The 16,864-nt window shown below is 62.2% G+C and carries 19 protein-coding genes and 1 tRNA gene; 11 read left to right on the top strand and 9 right to left on the bottom strand.

Annotated elements, in window-relative coordinates:
• Positions 1 to 27 precede the first annotated feature (27 nt).
• A complete protein-coding gene (locus tag EC86_RS0100530) occupies positions 28 to 1,065 on the bottom strand; it encodes a response regulator transcription factor (protein ID WP_051675651.1) in 1,038 nt (345 codons plus the stop codon).
• On the bottom strand, positions 1,049 to 4,564 hold the full coding sequence (locus EC86_RS0100525; RefSeq protein ID WP_029523771.1) for a hybrid sensor histidine kinase/response regulator: 3,516 nt from the start codon (positions 4,562 to 4,564) through the stop codon (positions 1,049 to 1,051). The genes EC86_RS0100530 and EC86_RS0100525 overlap by 17 nt, the downstream gene beginning before the upstream one ends.
• Positions 4,565 to 4,700: 136 nt before the next feature.
• Between EC86_RS0100525 and EC86_RS0100520 the strand changes: the two genes are divergently transcribed.
• From EC86_RS0100520 to EC86_RS0100485, 8 genes are all read left to right on the top strand, one after another.
• Positions 4,701 to 5,003: an urease subunit gamma gene (locus EC86_RS0100520; RefSeq protein WP_029523770.1), complete on the top strand. Its 303-nt coding sequence runs from the start codon at positions 4,701 to 4,703 to the stop codon at positions 5,001 to 5,003.
• Positions 5,004 to 5,097: 94 nt separating this feature from the next.
• Positions 5,098 to 5,691 carry a HupE/UreJ family protein gene (locus EC86_RS0100515; RefSeq protein WP_029523769.1) on the top strand — a complete coding sequence of 198 codons (594 nt, stop codon included), beginning with the start codon at positions 5,098 to 5,100 and terminating at the stop codon, positions 5,689 to 5,691.
• A 13-nt stretch (positions 5,692 to 5,704) separates the two neighbouring features.
• Positions 5,705 to 6,010 (top strand): urease subunit beta, encoded by a 306-nt coding sequence (locus EC86_RS0100510; protein ID WP_029523768.1) that lies wholly within the window; start codon positions 5,705 to 5,707, stop codon positions 6,008 to 6,010.
• Positions 6,010 to 7,728 carry an urease subunit alpha gene (gene ureC, locus EC86_RS0100505; protein WP_029523767.1) on the top strand — a complete coding sequence of 573 codons (1,719 nt, stop codon included), beginning with the start codon at positions 6,010 to 6,012 and terminating at the stop codon, positions 7,726 to 7,728. The genes EC86_RS0100510 and ureC overlap by 1 nt, the downstream gene beginning before the upstream one ends.
• Before the next feature lie 7 nt (positions 7,729 to 7,735).
• Positions 7,736 to 8,350 (top strand): urease accessory protein UreE, encoded by a 615-nt coding sequence (gene ureE / locus EC86_RS0100500; RefSeq protein ID WP_029523766.1) that lies wholly within the window; start codon positions 7,736 to 7,738, stop codon positions 8,348 to 8,350.
• 37 nt (positions 8,351 to 8,387) lie between these two features.
• The gene (locus EC86_RS0100495) at positions 8,388 to 9,065 is read left to right on the top strand and encodes an urease accessory protein UreF (RefSeq protein WP_029523765.1); all 678 of its coding nucleotides are present in this window, start codon (positions 8,388 to 8,390) and stop codon (positions 9,063 to 9,065) included.
• Positions 9,066 to 9,103: 38 nt separating this feature from the next.
• Entirely contained in the window at positions 9,104 to 9,760 is a 657-nt protein-coding gene (gene ureG, locus EC86_RS0100490; RefSeq protein WP_029523764.1) for an urease accessory protein UreG, read from the top strand.
• Positions 9,761 to 9,820: 60 nt separating this feature from the next.
• A tRNA-Ser gene (locus tag EC86_RS0100485) sits at positions 9,821 to 9,910 on the top strand.
• 199 nt (positions 9,911 to 10,109) lie between these two features.
• On the opposite strand, the gene EC86_RS0100480 is transcribed toward EC86_RS0100485, so the two are convergent.
• From EC86_RS0100480 to EC86_RS0100445, 7 genes are all read right to left on the bottom strand, one after another.
• Positions 10,110 to 10,343, bottom strand: coding sequence for a hypothetical protein (locus EC86_RS0100480; protein ID WP_156955142.1), 234 nt, complete (start codon positions 10,341 to 10,343; stop codon positions 10,110 to 10,112).
• Between the two features lie 30 nt (positions 10,344 to 10,373).
• Positions 10,374 to 10,604 (bottom strand): hypothetical protein, encoded by a 231-nt coding sequence (locus tag EC86_RS0100475; protein ID WP_156955140.1) that lies wholly within the window; start codon positions 10,602 to 10,604, stop codon positions 10,374 to 10,376.
• Positions 10,605 to 10,716: 112 nt separating this feature from the next.
• Positions 10,717 to 10,947 carry a hypothetical protein gene (locus tag EC86_RS0100470; protein WP_029523761.1) on the bottom strand — a complete coding sequence of 77 codons (231 nt, stop codon included), beginning with the start codon at positions 10,945 to 10,947 and terminating at the stop codon, positions 10,717 to 10,719.
• Between the two features lie 17 nt (positions 10,948 to 10,964).
• Positions 10,965 to 12,167, bottom strand: coding sequence for a radical SAM family heme chaperone HemW (gene hemW, locus EC86_RS0100465; protein ID WP_029523760.1), 1,203 nt, complete (start codon positions 12,165 to 12,167; stop codon positions 10,965 to 10,967).
• Positions 12,164 to 12,793 carry an RdgB/HAM1 family non-canonical purine NTP pyrophosphatase gene (gene rdgB, locus EC86_RS0100460; protein ID WP_029523759.1) on the bottom strand — a complete coding sequence of 210 codons (630 nt, stop codon included), beginning with the start codon at positions 12,791 to 12,793 and terminating at the stop codon, positions 12,164 to 12,166. The genes hemW and rdgB overlap by 4 nt, the downstream gene beginning before the upstream one ends.
• Positions 12,794 to 12,956: 163 nt before the next feature.
• Complete coding sequence (locus EC86_RS0100450; protein ID WP_029523758.1) at positions 12,957 to 13,859, bottom strand: PP2C family protein-serine/threonine phosphatase; 903 nt, start codon at positions 13,857 to 13,859, stop codon at positions 12,957 to 12,959.
• Entirely contained in the window at positions 13,856 to 14,863 is a 1,008-nt protein-coding gene (locus EC86_RS0100445) for a serine/threonine protein kinase (RefSeq protein WP_029523757.1), read from the bottom strand. The genes EC86_RS0100450 and EC86_RS0100445 overlap by 4 nt, the downstream gene beginning before the upstream one ends.
• Positions 14,864 to 14,931: 68 nt before the next feature.
• On the opposite strand from EC86_RS0100445, the gene EC86_RS0100440 reads away from it, so the two are divergent.
• From EC86_RS0100440 to rpoZ, 3 genes are read left to right on the top strand one after another with little or no spacing between them, the layout of a single operon-like run.
• Positions 14,932 to 15,849, top strand: a complete 918-nt coding sequence (locus EC86_RS0100440; RefSeq protein WP_029523756.1) for a YicC/YloC family endoribonuclease — start codon at positions 14,932 to 14,934, stop codon at positions 15,847 to 15,849.
• A gap of 53 nt (positions 15,850 to 15,902) precedes the next feature.
• Positions 15,903 to 16,523 carry a guanylate kinase gene (gmk, locus tag EC86_RS0100435; protein ID WP_029523755.1) on the top strand — a complete coding sequence of 207 codons (621 nt, stop codon included), beginning with the start codon at positions 15,903 to 15,905 and terminating at the stop codon, positions 16,521 to 16,523.
• 39 nt (positions 16,524 to 16,562) lie between these two features.
• Positions 16,563 to 16,766: a DNA-directed RNA polymerase subunit omega gene (gene rpoZ / locus EC86_RS0100430; protein ID WP_029523754.1), complete on the top strand. Its 204-nt coding sequence runs from the start codon at positions 16,563 to 16,565 to the stop codon at positions 16,764 to 16,766.
• The last annotated feature ends 98 nt before the right edge of the window (positions 16,767 to 16,864 follow it).

Genomic DNA, 16,864 nt, shown 5'->3' with positions numbered 1-16,864 from the left:
GACAGCCAGTCAGGTACCTTTCTTTCTTCAGCATTCAAACTGCGGATGAAGCTGGCGGATGCGGTTCATGGCCCGGCCGGCTGCTGCCGTGCGGGTTTCCACGCCGAGCTTGGCGTACACGCGCTCCAGGTGTTTCTTGATCGTCGCCGGGCTGGCGCCCAGGATGTCGCCAATGTCGCGGTTGACCTTTCCCTTGACCACCCAGTACAGCACCTCGGCCTCTCGGGCGGTGAGCTTGAAGCTCAAGGCTATCGCCTCGACCACGGCATCGTCGGAAATTTCACGCATCACGATGAGCCAGTCGCCGCCGCTGTCGTTGTCATCGGTTTGCTGGTGCAGCCGGAATGTCAGGCGGCGCGGCCCTTGCTCGACCGTCAGGCGCGGCGGCTCGATCTGTCGTTCGGCATCCGGCAGATGGCGGCGCAGCCATTGCAGGACCGGTTCAGGCGTTTGCGGCGCCGTGGTGCCGTAGTAGCGCATGAGCAGCTCGCGCGCCAGCGGCGTTTGCCAGACCAGCTTGCCGTCGCCTTGTCCATCGGCATTCATGCGCACCGTCATGCTGGCGTAGCCAAACGCGTCGAGCGCGTTGCGCGCCTGGCCGGCCTGCCGCGCCTCCTGCCTCGCCCGGCGCGCGCCCTGCAGGTGTACGCCCATGCGCGCCATCACTTCCTTGGGCTTGATCGGCTTGGTCACATAGTCCACGCCGCCGGCCTGCAAGGCGGCCACCAGGTGCTCGGTTTCGGTCAGGCCGGTCATGAAGATGATGGGAATGTGAGCCGTTTCCGGCATCGCCTTGAGTCGCCTTGCCACTTCAAAGCCATCCATGCCTGGCATCATGGCGTCCAGCAATACGATGTCGGGCACGGCCTGCCGGGCCCGCTGCAGCGCGGCTTCGCCGCTGGTGGCGACCAGCACGGTGTAGCCCGATTCATCGAGCGCGTCATGCAGCACCGACAGGTTGTCAGGCACATCGTCAACAATCAGCACGACGTCGCTGTTGGCGCGGTCCAGCGTCTGGTCCAGGCGGCTGTCCGGCATCGGGCTGTTTTCAGGCATCTTGTTCATGGCCGGGTTCTTTCTGTGTGAGCTCTCTGGCCATGGCTTCAAACCGGAATTGGCGCGCCATCAGGCGCATTTCCTCGACAAAGGCAGCGGTGGCGGGTTGCTGCGTTTCAATTTCCGCCAGCTTGTTGAGGATGCCACGGTAAAAGCCCAGATGGACCACTTCGAGCAGGCTGGCGAGCTGCAGCGCATCCGGCAGGACACGCTTTGCGGGCACGTCAAGCACCGGAACAGGGTTTTCTGCCGGGGCGTCATAGGACCAGACCAGGCCCAGGTTTCGCTCCAGCCAGTCGAGCAATTCGGTGTGGCGCACGGGTTTGAGGATGAAGTCCTCGGGGCGTATGCCGACGTCGTTGTCGAGCCCCTTGTCAAAGGCGTTGGCCGACACAATCGCCAGATCAATGCCGGCATGCCCCGACTTGCGCACGCGGCGCATCGTTTCCCAGCCGTCAATGCCTGCCATGGCCAGGTCCATGAAGATCACGTCGGGCCGATAGCCCGCCGCCAGCAGGTCCAGGCAGTCGTGGCCGCTGGCGGCGGTGCGCAGTTGGAAACCCATGGGTTCCAGCAGATGCACCAGCAGTTCGCGGTCGGGCTCCTCGTTGTCCACCACCAGCAGCTTGCGGCGCGGGCCTTCGTAACCCTGCGGCCGGCGCCTGGCATCACGGACCTTGGTGTCAGGAAAACTGCCCGCCGCCAGATGCACTTCCGGCAGGAACAGCCGGATGCGAAACACCGAGCCCCGGCCCGGCGTGCTGTCCACCCGCATCTCGCCGCCCATCAGGTCGGTCAGCATCTTGGCGATAGTCAGCCCCAGGCCGGCGCCCGATGCGCCGCCCACGCTCTGACCCGCCGTGCTGCCGCGCGCGAAGGGCTCGAAAATCTTCTCCAGTTCGGCCGCGCGCATGCCGGGGCCGGTGTCCTCGATGTCGATATAAGCCATTTCACGCGTGTGGCGCACCCGGAAGGTGACCTGGCCCTCGGCGGTGAACTTGATGGCGTTGCCCAGCAGGTTGATCAAGACCTGGCGGACCCGCTGCTCGTCGGCGCGAACCAGTTCGGGCAGATGGCCTGTAGCTTCAAAAACAAAGCGCAAGCCCTTGGCCGCCGCCTGCAGCTCGAACATGCCGGCCACCTCGTGCACGCAGTCGGCGAACTGCATCGGCCTGACGTTGAGCGTGAGCTTGCCGGCCTCGATGCGGGCGATGTCCAGCGTGCCCTCGATCAGCGACAGCAGATGCTCGCCGCCGCGCTTGATGACGCTGACCGCCTGCTTGCGATGCGGCGGAATGCAGGCATCCTCGCCCATGAGCTGCGCATAGCCCAGAATGCTGTTGAGCGGCGTGCGCAACTCGTGGCTGATGGCGCTGATGTAGCGGCTCTTGGCCTGGTTGGCCTGGTCGGCCACGCGCTTGGCCTGCTGCAGGGCTTCGTCAGTCTGCCGGTGCGACTCGATTTCCTGCATCAGCAAGTGCGTCTGGCGGTTCGACTCTTCCTGCGCCACCTGCCGGCTCTTGTGCGCCAGCACCAGCCACCAGGCGACCAGCCCGGCCATCACCAGCAGCGCCATGTAGGCCTTCAAAAAACCCGAGCGCAAGGCCGATTCGGACGCCGCCAGTTCGGCCAGCGAACTGATTTCCTGCCGATAAAGCAGGCCGAACATGGCGGCCAGCAGCGGCACGATGATTCCCATCAGCAGCAAGAAGTGGCTCAGGCCGGTGTCCAGGTAGGGCCAGATGCGGCGCGGCAGCAGCCAGCGCAGGGCCGCCGACCACTGCACCGACAGAGAAGCATGGGGCTTGCACAAATCGCCGCAACGCGCGTCCAGCGTGCAGCACAGCGAGCAGATCGGCCCCTGGTAGGCCGGGCAATGCGCCATGTCGGGGCCTTCGTAGCTGCGCTCGCAAATCACGCAGCGCTGGGTCGCGTAGCGTTGGTAGATCCCCTCGGCGGCCAGTGGCTCCGAACGGCGGGCGATGTAATAGCGTCCTTTTGTGGCCCAGGCGATCAGCGGCGCCGCCACGAACGCCGTGGTCATCGCGATGACGGCCGAGAATGCCTGCGCCAGCTCGCCGTACAGCCCCAGGTGCGCGGTGACCGACAGCAGCGACGCCAGCGCCATCGCGCCCACGCCGACCGGATTGATGTCATACAGATGAGCGCGCTTGAACTCGATGCCCGGCGGCGACAGGCCCAGCGGCTTGTTGACGACCAAGTCAGCCACCACCGCCATGACCCAGGCAATCGCGATGTTCGAATACAGCCCCAGCACGTCGCCGAGTGCCTGGAACACATTCATCTCCATCAGCATGAAGGCAATGGCGGTGTTGAACACCAGCCAGACCACCCGGCCCGGATGGCTGTGCGTCAGGCGCGAGAAAAAGTTCGACCAGGCCAGCGAGCCGGCATAGGCATTGGTCACATTGATCTTGAGCTGGGACACGACGACGAACAGCGCCGTCGCCCCGACCGCCCAGCCGTAGTCCGCAAACACATATTCATAAGCCGCCAGGTACATCTGGTTCGGGTCTACCGCCCGGTCCAGCGGAACCATGTTGGAAATCGCCAGGTAGGCCAGCAGCGCGCCGCCCAGCATCTTGACCACGCCCAGCAGCACCCAGCCCGGCCCGCCGACAAGCACCCCGCCCCACCAGCGCCATCGGTTGGCTGGGGTCTGCACCGGCATGAAGCGTAAATAGTCAGCCTGCTCGCCCATCTGGGTAATCAAGGCGATGCCGACCGTCAATGCAGCACCAAAAAGGTGCAAATCAAACACGCCGCTGCGACCTTTTTCGCCGGCGTAATTGACGACGCCTGAAAATGCACCAGGAGCGAGCACAAAAACGTAAACGAAAGGCACCACCAGCAAGACCAGCCAAAGCGCCTGCGTCCAGACCTGCAGCCGGCTGATGGTCGAAACCCCGTGGGTGACCAGCGGAATCACAATCAGCGCGCAAACCAGATAGCCCCATTTGGGCGGGATGCCAAAGGCCAGTTCCAGCGCATAGGCCATGACAGCGGCCTCCAGCGCAAAGAAAATGAAGGTGAACGAGGCGTAGATCAGCGATGTCAGCGTCGAGCCGATGTAGCCAAAGCCCGCGCCGCGCGTCAACAAATCCATGTCCACGCCATAGCGCGCTGCATAAATGCTGATCGGCAACCCGGCCAGGAAAATGATCAGCCCTGTCGCCACGATGGCCCAGAACGCATTGGTGAAGCCGTATTTCACCAGCAAGGTCGCGCCCACGGCCTCAAGAATCAGGAACGAGGCCGCGCCAAAGGCAGTGTTCGCCACCCGCCATTCCGACCATTTGCGAAAGCGCTGCGGCGTGAAGCGCAGCGCGTAATCTTCCATGGTTTCGCTGGCGACCCAGCTGTTGTAGTCGCGCCGGATTTTGATGATGCGCTGCACCGGCACCTCGGCAGTCGCGCCTGCGCCCCGTCCCTCATCCGACGGGGCCGGGGAAAGCGGTGGCGGTGAAGGCGTGGCGGAAGTGTCCATGAAAAAAAATGGGGCAGGTCAAGTGAAGATTGGAAGGCCGGTGATTGCTGCACCTTCTGTGCCACCCGGGCAACGGCCCAAAGGCCGGTGGCACCAATCTTGCATTTTTCAGGAAGCCGAACCCGAAAGAGCCCTCATGGAATTGACCCCCCGCGAAAAAGACAAGTTGCTGATTTTTACCGCCTCGCTGCTGGCCGAGCGGCGCCGCGCCCGTGGCCTGAAGCTCAACTACCCTGAAGCCGTGGCGCTGATCAGCGCCGCCGTGATGGAAGGCGCGCGCGACGGCAAGACCGTCGCCCAGCTGATGAGCGAAGGGCGAACCATCTTGAGCCGCGCCGACGTAATGGACGGCATCGCCGAGCTGATTCCCGACATCCAGGTCGAAGCCACCTTTCCGGACGGCACCAAGCTGGTGACCGTCCATCAGCCGATTGTGTGAAACGCCTGTTCATTCACTCATTTTTTGATAGCTGCATATGCAATACCAGCTTGCGGAAAATCCATTTTTCGACACTTTTTTGAGGAAATTACTTATGTCCGGCAAACTGCATCGCGCTCTTTTATTGATAGCTGCCTGCGCCCTGGCGACAAGCGCATCAGCCCACATTGGCACGGATTCTGGCACCCATGCAGAGATTGGTTTCATCGACGGCCTGCTGCACCCCTTCACCGGCCTGGACCACCTGGCCGCCATGCTGGCCGTGGGTTTCTGGAGTGCCTTGAGCGCACGGCGCCTGTGGGCCGCACCGCTGGCTTTCGCCGCCATGCTGCTGGCAGGCGCACTGATCGGCCAGGCCGGCATCGAACTTCCGGCGGTCGAGCCGATGATTGCCGCCTCGCTGCTGGTGCTGGGCTTGCTGGTGGCCTTGCGCATGCACCTGCCAGCCGTGCTGGCGGCGGCGCTGGTCGGCGTGTTTGCGGTTTTTCATGGTGCGGCGCATGGCACCGAACTGGCCGGTTCGGCAAACTTCATGGCGCCGCTGCTGGGCATGCTGATCTCGACGCTGGCGCTGCACGCCGCCGGCCTGGCATTGGGCCGGGCTGCGCGCAACACCTCCCTGGTGACGCGGCTGGCAGGCGCAGGCGTTGCGACGCTGGGTGTGACGCTGCTGGCCCAACTGGCCTGAAGAAAGCACCATCATGATTCCAGGCGAACTCTTTACCGACGGCCCCGACCACCAGCTCAACGAAGGCCGGCGTACCTTGACGCTGGTCGTGCAAAACACGGCCGACCGGCCGATCCAGGTCGGCTCGCATTATCACTTTGCCGAAACCAACGCGGCGCTGGGTTTTGACCGCGAGGCCGCGCGCGGCATGCGGCTCAATATCGCGTCGGGGAGCGCCGTGCGCTTCGAACCCGGCCAGCAGCGCACGGTCGAACTGGTGGAGTACGCCGGCGAACGCAACATCTACGGCTTTCGCGGCCTTGTTCAGGGAGCGCTTTAATGGCAACGATTGGCAGACGCGCGTACGCGGAAATGTTCGGCCCGACCGTGGGCGACCGGCTGCGGCTGGCCGACACCGATTTGATGGTTGAAGTCGAGGCCGACTACACGCTGCGCGCCGGCAGCTACGGCGAAGAAGTCAAGTTCGGCGGCGGCAAGACCATCCGCGACGGCATGGCGCAATCGCAACGAACCAACGCCGAAGGCGCGATGGACACGGTGATGACAAATGCGCTCATCCTCGACCACTGGGGCATCGTCAAGGCCGACATCGGCCTGAAAGGCGGGCGCATCGCCGCCATCGGCAAGGCCGGCAACCCCGATGTGCAACCGGGCGTGGACATCATCATCGGCCCCGGCACCGAGATCATCAGCTGCGAAGGCATGATCGTCACCGCTGGCGGCATCGATTCGCACATCCATTTCATCTGCCCGCAGCAGATCGAGGAAGCGCTGACCTCGGGCATCACGACCATGATGGGCGGCGGCACCGGCCCGGCCACCGGCACCTTCGCCACCACCTGCACGCCCGGCCCGTGGAACATAGAGCGCATGCTGCAGGCCGCCGACGCCTTTCCGATGAACCTGGGCTTCCTGGGCAAGGGCAACGCCAGCCAGCCCGCCGCGCTGCACGAGCAGGTCAACGCCGGCGTGATCGGCCTGAAGCTGCATGAAGACTGGGGCACGACGCCCGCCGCCATCAGCAACTGCCTGGACGTGGCCGAGGAAGCCGACGTGCAGGTGGCGATTCACAGCGACACGCTCAATGAGTCGGGCTTTGTCGAGAACACGATTGCCGCGACCAAGGGGCGCAGCCTGTGCGCCTTTCACACCGAAGGCGCGGGCGGCGGCCATGCGCCGGACATCCTGCGCGTGGTCGGCGAGGCGAACTTTTTGCCGTCATCCACGAACCCGACCATGCCCTACACCATCAACACGCTCGACGAGCATGTGGACATGCTGATGGTCTGCCACCACCTAGACCCTTCGATTGCCGAAGACCTGGCGTTTGCCGAAAGCCGCATCCGCAAGGAAACGATTGCCGCCGAGGACATCCTGCACGACCTGGGCGCCATCAGCATGATGTCGAGTGACAGCCAGGCCATGGGACGCGTGGGCGAAGTCATCATCCGCACCTGGCAAAACGCCCACAAGATGAAGCAGCAGCGCGGCAAGCTGCCAGGGGACACCGAGCGCCACGACAATTTCCGCGTCAAGCGCTACATCGCCAAATACACCATCAACCCGGCGATTGCCCACGGCATCTCACACGAGGTCGGCTCTATCGAAGTCGGAAAATTCGCCGACCTGGTGGTCTGGAAACCGGCGTTTTTCGGCATCAAGCCGTCGATCATCCTGAAAGGCGGGTTCATCGCCATGGCCGCCATGGGCGACCCGAACGCCTCAATCCCGACACCGCAGCCGGTGCATTACCGGCCGATGTTCGGCGCTTTCGGCGGTGCCATCGCCAAGGGCTCGCTGACCTTTGTGTCGCAGGCCGGGCTGGCGGCGGGGATCCAGGAGCGCTTCGGCCTGGCCAAGAAGCTGAGCGCGGTGAAGAACATTCGCGGCGTGCGCAAGCAGCACATGGTGCACAACGACTACCTGCCGAAAATGGAAATCGACGCCCAGACTTACCTGGTGCGCGCCGACGGGCAGCTCTTGAGCTGCGAGCCGGCGACCAGCCTGCCGATGACGCAGCGCTACTTTTTGTTTTAATCAGGCGATGCTTCAAATCTCCAAAATCATTTCGCAGGGTGCCGGTCTGGCCCCGGTGCTGGTCAAACGCGCGTCCACCCTTGAGCTCGACTGGGATGTGCGCCAGAAAAGCCGCTTTGACGCGACCGACTCGCTGGGCCGCCAGCTCGGCGTGTTCCTGCCGCGGGGCACGCTTGTGCGCGGCGGCGATGTGCTGGTGGCCGAAGACGGTTCCATGCTCCGCGTGATTGCCGCGCCGCAGGCCGTGCTGCGCATCACGGCCTGCACGACGCACGGCTCGCCGTTCGACCTGACCCGTGCCGCCTACCACCTGGGCAACCGCCATGTGCCGATAGAACTCAAGCCCGACCACCTCAAAATCGAACCCGACCATGTGCTGGCCGACATGCTGCGCGCAATGCACCTGACGGTTCAGGAAGTTGCCGAAGCCTTCGAGCCCGAAGGCGGCGCCTACAGCGCAGGCGGTCATGGCCATGCGGACGGCCACGCCCATGCACCGGTTACGGCGCCCGCGCCCCATGTGCATGGGCCCGACTGCAACCATGGCCACGAGCACGGGCCGGCTGACGCCATCAAGCCGGTCGCGATTCAGATCCATCCGCGTAAGCCGCACAGCCACTGAATCAGGCCCGGGATTGCCTGATCAAACCGCACAAGCCCTGCCAGCGGCCAGCCTGCTCCAGCTGATCTGGCTCGCCTCCCCGGCCTTGCCCGTGGGCGGATTTTCATATTCAGAAGTGCTTGAAGCAGCCGTAGACCGTGCGGGAGTAGCTGCAGAAAGCATAGCATCCGACTGGCTGACAGACCAGCTTCACCTGACGCTGGCCCGCGGCGACCTGGCCGTGATTGCCCAGTCCATCCCGGCCTGGCGCGAAGCCGACCTGATTCGTATCCGGCAGCTCAACGACTGGGTGCTGCAAACCCGCGAAACCAGCGAGTTGCGCTTGCAGGCCGAGCAGATGGGCCGCTCGCTGCTCGACTGGCTGCGCAACCATGACGGAGCCAACGCCGCGCACATTGACGCCTGCGCCAAAATGCAGCCGACCTATCCCGTCGCCTTTGCGCTGGCGGCATCACAAACGGCGGCCGGTACGCGCGACTGCATGCTGGCCTACGCCTTTGGCTGGGCTGAAAACATGATGCAGGCCGCGCTCAAGTCGGTGCCGCTCGGGCAAAGCGCTGGTCAGCGCATCCTGGCCCGCCTGAGCCGGGACATTCCGGCAGCGGTCGAATCGGCCCTGCGGTTGCCAGAGTGCGAACGCCAGGCGTTTTCGCCCATGCTGGCGATTCTTTCGGCCCAGCACGAAACCCAATACTCACGGCTTTTTCGCTCCTGACGAAACGCCGCATCTTCAACCCTCTAAGGAGAATCCTCATGAGCCTGCACCACATCGCCAACCGCACCAAAAAACTGCCGCCCCTTCGCGTGGGCATAGGTGGCCCCGTAGGCTCGGGCAAAACAACTCTTTTAGAAATGCTCTGCAAGGCCATGAAGGGAAAATATGACCTGGTGGCCATCACCAACGATATCTACACCAAGGAAGACCAGCGCCTGCTGACCGTCAGCGGCGCGCTCGACGCCGAGCGCATCATGGGCGTGGAAACCGGCGGCTGCCCGCACACGGCCATCCGCGAAGACGCATCGATCAACCTCGAAGCCATCGACCGCATGCTGGAGGAGTTTCCCGATGCCGACGTGGTGTTTATCGAATCGGGCGGCGACAACCTGGCCGCCACCTTCAGCCCCGAACTGAGCGACCTGACGATTTATGTGATCGACGTCGCCGCCGGCGAAAAAATCCCGCGCAAGGGCGGCCCGGGCATCACCAAGAGCGACCTGTTCGTCATCAACAAGACCGACCTGGCGCCTTACGTCGGCGCTGATCTGGGCGTGATGGAGCTTGATACCATCCGCATGCGCACCACGGCCAAGGGCCTGAAGCCCTTCGTCATGACCAACCTCAAGACCAACACCGGCCTGGCCGAGGTGATTGCCTTCATCGAAACCAAAGGCATGCTGCAGGCCGCATGATCCTTATTTTTCAAGACCGCTCCCGAAGTCGGCATGCCCTGCGGTTAAACTAGCGGGCTTGGAAGCGTGGCAGAGCGGTTGAATGCAGCAGTCTTGAAAACTGCCGAGGATGCGAGTCCTCCGTGAGTTCGAATCTCACCGCTTCCGCCAGGAACCCTGGCATTCATGCAGGTTTCATGACAATCAGGTGACACCACCGCACTGTTACCCCCCAATCGCTGAAATTCCTGAAAACGGTTTTTATTGTGCCCTTAATCCTTCGGGACATTGGCATCAGCTTCAACGTTCAAAAATCTAGTCCGGCGACCCGCAGGATTTCGCGCCCAAGCCGCATTCGGCAAGCTCGCACCTACAGCAGGAATGCGCGCGTAAAACTGGAGACGTATTCCGAGTCAGACTTCAACTTGGCGGCCAACGCCTTGTGGACAGCCGCGTAGGCGAGGTGCTCACCCATCTCTACGAAAGGCGTTTTCACCCGGTCGCCATCGGAGTCGGTCCAGTATCCGTCCCGCGCCAGGAGCACGGCGTTGAGTTTTCGCGAGACGGATCGGTCATCGACTTTTTTCTCATCGGTGAAAATCATCGCGGCGCCCACATGGCCGTCGTCGAAGGTCTAGGCGGCAGTGGCAAAAAGGTCGCCAAACGGCGTGATGATGCGCAGGCGGGCCGGGCCATCTCGCTGGGGCATCAACTCTGAAGAAATATCGAGGCGCAGAAGCGCCGGCCTGAACTCGTCGAACAGCGCGAAAAACTGCGCATGGAGTTCCCGTGCATGCTCGACGCCCTTGCTCAGCTTGTCAGCCCTTGTCGCATACTGGTATTTCTTGAGTTCTGGGTTTGCCACGTTCACCTCCAAACGCCAATTTCGGCATTCGGAAAGTTGCACCTCTTCCGTGGTGCCGGGCCATGCCCGCCTGAAAAATCACGCGGCCTTTCCTGGCCTGGTGTGAAGCGGTTCAGCGCTTCGGGCCGGAGAACCCTTTTTGCGCCTGCTGAAGCTGCCGCTTGCGTTTGCTCTTGTTTTTCGATTCCGGCTCGGCAGGCTGCTCGCGCAGGGCTCGCGCCTCGCGTTCCTGGGCGTCTTTTTTCTGCTTCTTCTTGCGAAAATGCATGAAGGTGCGCCCCAGGCCGAAGCTCACGGCGGTGCTGACGGCCAGCAGGACAATGCTTGAAGTTTCCAGTTCCATGGTGTGTGGTTGCCCGGTCAGTCAGCCAGGAAAAGCGATTGCAGGTCGTTCAAAAAATCAAAGCCGCGCTCGGTCGGCCGGACATGGACAAAATCGCGCTCGATCAGCCCCTTGCGCTCGGCCTCTTCCAGCCCTTTCTGGATCGCGGTGAACGGCAGGCCGGTCTTGTCGGTAAAGTCTTGCAGCTTGAAGCCGTCCCGCAGCCGCAAGGCGTTGAGCATGAATTCAAACGGCAGATCGGCACGGCTGACCTCGGTTTCCTGCGCCACCGCCTGGCCGGCCAGCGCCTTGTCCATGTAGAGCTTGGGTTCGCGGTAACGCACCTGGCGCACCACCCGGTGCGCAAAACTGAGCTTGCTGTGCGCGCCGGCGCCTATGCCCAGGTAGTCGCCGAACTGCCAGTAGTTGGTGTTTTGAAAGCAGCGGTGGCCGGGCTTAGCATAGGCCGACACTTCATAGCGCTGCAGCCCGGCGCCTTCGGTCATTTCGGTGATCTGGTCGAGCATGGCGTAGGCCGTATCTTCCTCGGGAATCACCGGCGGAAACTTCGCGAAGTAGGTGTTGGGTTCGATCGTCAGGTGGTAGATCGAGATGTGGGGTGGGTCCATGGCCAGCGCCTGGCGCATGTCCTGCGCCTGGTTTTCCAGCGTCTGGCCGGGCAGCGCGTACATGATGTCGAGGTTGAATGTGTCGAAGGCCTGCGCCGCCTCTTCGACCGCCGCAATCGCCTGGGCGCGGTCGTGAACCCGGCCCAGCGCCTTCAGGTGCGAATCGTCGAAACTCTGCACGCCGACCGACAGGCGGTTCACCCCGGCGCTGCGAAACGCCTTGAAGCGGTCTTTTTCAAACGTGCCGGGATTCGCTTCGAGGGTGATTTCGCAGTCGGCCGTCAGCTTGAGCCGGGCGCGGATGTCGCCCAGCAGGCGGTCGATGGCCTGCGGCGAAAACAGGCTGGGCGTGCCGCCGCCGATGAAAATGCTGTGTACCGTGCGGCCCCAGACCAGCGGCAGCGACGTCTCCAGGTCGGCCACGAGTGCATCGATGTAGCGCTGCTCGGGCATCTCGCCAGTCATTTCATGCGAATTGAAGTCGCAGTACGGGCATTTTTTGATGCACCAGGGCAAATGCACATACAGCGACAGCGGCGGCAAGGCCGCCAGTTGCAGCGTGCCAGCGCGCATGTAGTGCTGAACGTCGTGTGGGGTCAGGGAGGGGATCATGGCGATGTGATTCCGGTTGGCAGCCATCGTTCACGCAGCAATTCAATCATCTGCCGCATGGCCTTGCCGCGGTGGCTGTTGGCGTTCTTCACGCTGACCGGCAGTTGCGCAAAGGTCTGGCCGAACGCGGGAACGAACATCACCGGGTCAAAGCCAAAGCCGTTGCCACCGACGGGCGCCAGGGCGATTTCGCCGGCCACGCGCCCGCTGGCGATCAGCGGCTCGGGGTCATCGGCCGAGCGCACCGCAACCAGCGTGCTGACCAGGGCGGCGCGCCGTTGCTCGCGCTGCGTCAGGTGCGCCATTTGTTCCAGCAAGGCCTTGACGTTGTTGTCGTCGCCCTTGGCATAGCCAAACTGCGTGGCATAAAACGCGGTGTCCACGCCCGGCTGTCCGCCAAACGCTTCCACGCACAGGCCGGCGTCATCGGCCAGCGCCGGCAGGCCGCTGAGGAGTGATGCATGGCGTGCCTTGGCGAGCGCATTTTCGACAAAGGTGCGAAATGGCTCTTCGGCCTCCGGGATGGCCAGATCGGACTGCCTGACCAGTTCCAGGCCGAGCGGCTCCAGCATGGCCTGGAGTTCGGCCAGTTTGCCCTGGTTGTTGGATGCGAGAACGATTTTCATGATGAAATAGTGCTTTTGCGCTTACCTGGCATGCGTAAATAGCTATTAATTTAATAGTGAATTTTAATGCAATGCCACAAGTTCGCGGATGCTGCTTTTGGCCAGGCAGAGCAGCGTATCCATTTCCTGGAAAAAAACGCCACGCCGGCAACGAAAACGCCGATCAGGTTTTCCTGACACCCGAACGGCGGATGGCTGCGTTGATTTCGGCAATCGAGCGCTCGATCATGGCTTCATCGAGGTCGTCGGCGGTGTCAAAGCCCCCTCCTGCTTCGAGGGTAGAGGCGAAACCGCCGTCCATCGCGCTGTCGGCAGCGCCGAAGCGTGTGGGCGCAAATTCATCGGGCGTCTCCCACTCCATGGCCAGCACGGTCACGTTGTCGCTGTGCTTTCCCCCGGCTACCAAGGCGCTTTCCACCAGGGCCGGGACCGCCTCGGAAACGCGCTGGCCGCTTAATTGCGCAACGATCTGCGCATCGCTCAGGCTGCCCCACAAACCGTCCGAGCAGAGCATCAGCCTGTCGCCCTGCTGCAAGGCAAACGGCCCCGCAATTTCCAGTGTTGGCCTGGCGGGCGAGCCCAGGCAGGTGAACAGGATGTTGCGGTTCACGGGCTCGAATTCGTTCAGCCCGGCCTGCTCCTGCTCAAGAAATGAATGGTCCCGGGTGCGCAGCAGCAACTGGCCATCGCGCACCAGGTACAGGCGCGAATCGCCGCAATGCACCCAGGTGGCACTGGCGCCCTGCACCACCGCTGCCACCAGCGTGGTTCGCGGGGTGTCAAGCATGCCTTTCTGGGAAGCATGGCGAATGATCCGGTGATGCGCCGCCAGCGCCGCGTCGGCAAGAAATCCAGCGGGATTGCTGACCAGGGGCTTGGCCTCCTTCTGGTACAGGGCCGAAATCGTGTCGAGCGCGAACTGGGCGGCAACTTCGCCTTCAGGATGTCCGCCCATGCCGTCGGCCAGCACAAACAGGCCAGACTCGCGGGTATAGCAGTAGCCCATGCGGTCTTCGTTCATGGCCCGGCCGCCGCTACGGCTGAGCTGAAAAACCGAAAATTTCATTTGAACCGGGTTCCCGGCACATTGGCCTTGCGCGCTGTTTTCTTGGTGTCGGACACCACGCTGTCAAACTGCAGCCGGACCCGTTCGCCGACCGTGAGCTTGGTGTAGCGGCGCGCGCTTTCACGGCTCAGTTCCTTTTGCAGGGCAAACACCGATTGCGGCCGGGCCAGCGGGTCGAGCGCCATGCACCACTGGACGACCTCGATCAGGTTGTCCGAATAAACGCCACGCAGCCTGGACAAGGCCAGCGACAGCCGGTCTTTTTCAATCCGCTGCGGCGCGTCGTTGGGCGGATAGCCCTGCATGCTGGCGTAGATGCAGGCGCCTATTGCATAGATGTCGGTCCAGGGCCCCATGGACGAGTCGCGCCGGTACATTTCGGGCGCTGCAAAGCCGGGCGTGTACATGGGCCGGATGAAGTTGCCCTCCTTGCTCAGCACCTCTCTGGCCGCGCCAAAGTCAATCATCACTGCCCGGTTGTCGTCGGTGATGAAGATGTTGGCCGGCTTGATGTCCAGGTGCAGCATCTTGTGCTGATGCACGATGCGCAGCCCGCGCAGGATTTCGTCGAACAACGAGCGAATGGTTGACTCGCGAAACACCTTGGAATTTTTCAGGTCGCGCGCCGTGATGATGAAGTCCTGCAGGGTTCCCCCCTCCAGATAGTTCATGACCATGTAGACGGTTTCATTCTCACGAAAGAAGTTCAGCACGCTGACCACCGAGCCGTGCGAAATCTGGGCCAGCGAACGGCCTTCCTCGAAAAAACTCTTCAGGCCCAGGCGGTAGAGCGAAAGTTTTTCGGGCAGTACCTGCGGCAGCAATTCGCCGGCGGCGCGGCTGGCCAGGGAGGACGGCAGGTACTCCTTGATGGCAAACTGCTGGCCCCCGCTGTCAACGGCCAAGTAAACTACACCGAATCCACCGGCCGAGAGTTTTCGTTCAATGCGATAGCCCCCGATCATGGTGTCAGGCGGCAGGGGTGAAGGCTTGACCTTTGACATAAATTCTCTGGTGGGCTGGGTAAAAGTTCGCCCAGTCTCTTTTCTCTTTAGTAAGGCGTAGAAAGCGAATGTCAGTTTACAGCATGACGGGCTATGCAAGCCTGCAGTCCAGCACCGCGCAAACGGCCCTTGAAACCGAACCGTCGCGCGACAGCAGTTCCCGGCTGGGCATTGAAATCCGTTCCGTCAACAGCCGCTTTCTGGACCTGGCTTTTCGCCTGCCCGATGAACTGCGCCAGGCCGAACCGGCGCTGCGCGAGTTGCTGACCAGCAAACTCAAGCGCGGCAAGGTCGAGGTGCGCGTCTCGCTTGAAAGCACGGCGGCCAGCAGCCTGCGCGCGCCGTCTCCGGCCACGCTGCAGCGGCTCGGTTCGCTCGAAGACAGCATCAAGTCCTGGCTGCCGCAGGCTGCGCCGCTCAGCGTGGCCGATGTGCTGCGCATTGCCACGAACGAAGATAAAAAGCCGCACGACTACAGCGAGGAATTGCTGCAGACTGCCCGACAGGCGGTGCATGAGTTGATGGCTGCGCGTGAGCGGGAAGGCGCCCGCCTGAGCCTCATGCTGCTGGATCGCACCGCGCAACTGCGGGTATTGGCCGAATCCGCCGTACCCATGGTTCCCAAACTGGTCGAGCAGCAAAAAAACCGTTTTCTGGAACGCTGGAAAGAAGCGCTGAAGCTGGGCAGCAGCAGCGTGCTGCCGGAAATAGCCGAGGACCGGGCGCTGACCGAGGCGACCGCGTTTGCCATCCGGATTGACGTGGCAGAGGAAATCACCCGCCTGGCATCGCACCTCGATGAAATCGACCGCCTGCTGGCCAGTGGCGGCGAACTGGGCAAGCGACTGGATTTCCTGATTCAGGAACTGCACCGCGAGGCCAACACCCTGGGCTCCAAATCGGCATCGCTGGAACTGACGCGCGTGTCGGTCGACATGAAGGTGCTGATCGAGCAGATTCGCGAGCAGGTGCAGAACATCGAATAAGACCGCACGCTTTCTATAACTTCTAAATCAATAGCAAACATCGCTCGCCAAGTATGGACTATCCCGGAAATCTCTTTGTTGTAGCCGCCCCCAGCGGGGCTGGAAAATCCAGCCTGGTCAAAGCCTTGATGGAACTCGATTCGGCCATCCAGCCTGCGGTTTCGCATACCACCCGCCCGCCACGCGGACAGGAAAAGCACGGCAGGGAATACTTTTTTCTCTCGCCCGAAGAGTTTGACGGCATGGTGACGCGCGACGCCTTCCTGGAATGGGCGCATGTCCACGGCCACCGCTACGGCACGTCGCGCCACACCATCGAGGAACGGGTGGCGCATGGCGCCGACGTGATCCTGGAAATCGATTTCCAGGGCGCCATCAACATCAAGCAGATTTTTGCCAACGCGGTCCTGATCTTCATTCTTCCGCCCAGCTGGGAAGAACTGCGCTCGCGCCTGCAGCGACGCGGCGAAGACAGTGCGCAGGTTATCGAACTGCGGCTCCAGAACGCTGCCGTGGAGATGGCACAGGCGCAAAGATTCGACTTCGTTATAATTAATGAGTTGTTTGAGCGGGCAGTTTTCGACTTGAAAACCATTGTGCATGCCCAGCGGCTGAAATATTCGGCCCAGCGACGCGCCAGAGCCGAGACTTTCATGGCGCTTCAAATTCCCTAAATAAACGTCACCAAGTCAACGATCACCTGAAAGAACACCATGGCCCGCATTACCGTTGAAGACTGCCTTGAAAAAATCCCGAACCGCTTCCAGCTGGTTCTGGCCGCCACCTACCGCGCCCGCATGCTCAGCCAGGGCCATGCCGCCAGGATCGAAAGCAAGAACAAGCCCGGCGTCACCGCCCTGCGGGAAATCGCCGCAGGCAAGGTTGGCCTGGAGATGCTGAAAAAAGTCCCCAACTAGAACTGCCAAATTCATGAAAAAAGCACCTTGACAGGTGCTTTTTTCATTTTGAAAGCTTTCCAAAGCCATTTTTCATCGTCTTTATTCAGCTGGCGTTA

This window comes from Polaromonas glacialis (genome assembly GCF_000709345.1).
In the GTDB taxonomy this organism is placed as follows: Bacteria; Pseudomonadota; Gammaproteobacteria; order Burkholderiales; family Burkholderiaceae_C; genus Polaromonas; species Polaromonas glacialis.
The sequence above is the reverse complement of the archived record's forward strand: the minus strand, read 5'-3'. Positions and strand labels throughout refer to the sequence as shown.